We start from the raw sequence: 1,417 nt of genomic DNA on the forward strand, positions 1-1,417 counted from the left end.
TAAAACTAAATAGAGCACCCTTAGCTCAATTGGATAGAGTACCTGACTACGAATCAGGCGGTTAGAGGTTCGACTCCTCTAGGGTGCATTTCGGGAAGTAGCTCAGCTTGGTAGAGTACTTGGTTTGGGACCAAGGGGTCGCAGGTTCGAATCCTGTCTTCCCGATGAAAATTTGGCGGTGTAGCTCAGCTGGCTAGAGCGTCCGGTTCATACCCGGGAGGTCGGGGGTTCGATCCCCTTCGCCGCTATAATTGTTATATATGGATGACTTTGGACCTTTAGCTCAACTGGTTAGAGCACTCGGCTCATAACCGAGCGGTCGTAGGTTCGAGTCCTACAAGGTCCATTACAATTATTATTTTCGGAGGATTACCCAAGTCTGGCTGAAGGGAACGGTCTTGAAAACCGTCAGGCGTGTAAAAGCGTGCGTGGGTTCGAATCCCACATCCTCCTTTATTATTAACGCGGGATGGAGCAGCTAGGTAGCTCGTCGGGCTCATAACCCGAAGGTCGTAGGTTCAAATCCTGCTCCCGCAATATTATTATTTTAGTTGGCTCGGTAGCTCAGTTGGTAGAGCAATGGATTGAAGCTCCATGTGTCGGCGGTTCGATTCCGTCTCGCGCCATTTTAGCGGGTGTAGTTTAGTGGTAAAACTACAGCCTTCCAAGCTGTTGTCGCGAGTTCGATTCTCGTCACCCGCTTTATTTAGAAATAAATAAAATCCAAGCATTGGCTTGGGCGCGTAGCTCAGGTGGTTAGAGCGCACGCCTGATAAGCGTGAGGTCGGTGGTTCGAGTCCACTCGTGCCCATATTATTATTTTATGGTCCGTTGGTCAAGGGGTTAAGACACCGCCTTTTCACGGCGGTAACACGGGTTCGAATCCCGTACGGACTATAGTTAAATAAAAAGGGGATATATGTTATCTCCTTTTTTGTATTTTCGGGCTCTTTGTCAACTGTAGTGGGTTGACAAATTTAACACCGATAGAGGACAAAGTTTGTCTGTAATCGCCCAATAACAGAGTATCTATCTTAATAGCGCAGCCTTTAGTATACTGTTCTTAAAAATGATTACTGAAGGTTATTGTAATGTCACAACCTATCCTCCCTTTGGAAACCCCATAACCTCGTCAGTTTGAATCAAAACCCAGAAATGATGTCTTACTGAAAATCCGACTGGATAAACTTGAACTGACCTTGTTCCAATCCCTTAATCAAGACAGGTTAGAAGCTATTTTAGATAAGGTGCTAAGCTATGACGATTCAACTCAGTGATTTAGGACAAGTTTACTTGGTTTGTGGGAAAACTGATATCCGTCAAGGGATTGACTCACTTGCCTATCTGGTTAAAAGTCAATTTGAACTAGATCCTTTTTCAGGGCAAGTCTTCCTATTTTGCGGTGGTCGTAAAGATC

At 45.3% G+C, this 1,417-nt stretch carries 1 protein-coding gene, 10 tRNA genes and 1 pseudogene; all 12 read left to right on the forward strand.

Translation table 11 applies throughout. The features are described 5' to 3' along the window. Positions 1-14 precede the first annotated feature (14 nt). Positions 15-88 (forward strand) — tRNA-Arg (locus ACFPQ3_RS05735). 3 nt (positions 89-91) lie between these two features. After that, positions 92-165, forward strand: a tRNA-Pro gene (locus ACFPQ3_RS05740). Between the two features lie 9 nt (positions 166-174). Further along, positions 175-248 (forward strand) — tRNA-Met (locus ACFPQ3_RS05745). Positions 249-272: 24 nt separating this feature from the next. Continuing rightward, a tRNA-Ile gene (locus ACFPQ3_RS05750) sits at positions 273-346 on the forward strand. A gap of 17 nt (positions 347-363) precedes the next feature. After that, positions 364-453: transfer RNA gene (locus ACFPQ3_RS05755), tRNA-Ser, on the forward strand. A 10-nt stretch (positions 454-463) separates the two neighbouring features. Continuing rightward, positions 464-537 (forward strand) — tRNA-Met (locus ACFPQ3_RS05760). Between the two features lie 16 nt (positions 538-553). Then, a tRNA-Phe gene (locus ACFPQ3_RS05765) sits at positions 554-626 on the forward strand. 5 nt (positions 627-631) lie between these two features. Then, a tRNA-Gly gene (locus ACFPQ3_RS05770) sits at positions 632-702 on the forward strand. Positions 703-737: 35 nt separating this feature from the next. Continuing rightward, positions 738-811: transfer RNA gene (locus ACFPQ3_RS05775), tRNA-Ile, on the forward strand. A gap of 14 nt (positions 812-825) precedes the next feature. Then, positions 826-897, forward strand: a tRNA-Glu gene (locus tag ACFPQ3_RS05780). A 194-nt stretch (positions 898-1,091) separates the two neighbouring features. Then, a pseudogene (locus ACFPQ3_RS05785) lies at positions 1,092-1,277 on the forward strand (hypothetical protein). Beyond that, the coding region (tnpB, locus tag ACFPQ3_RS05790) for an IS66 family insertion sequence element accessory protein TnpB (RefSeq protein ID WP_380433845.1) at positions 1,258-1,417 on the forward strand (160 nt) is incomplete at its 3' end. The pseudogene ACFPQ3_RS05785 and the gene tnpB, both read left to right, overlap by 20 nt.

It is taken from the genome of Streptococcus caledonicus (genome assembly GCF_042656225.1).
In the GTDB taxonomy this organism is placed as follows: Bacteria; Bacillota; Bacilli; order Lactobacillales; family Streptococcaceae; genus Streptococcus; species Streptococcus caledonicus.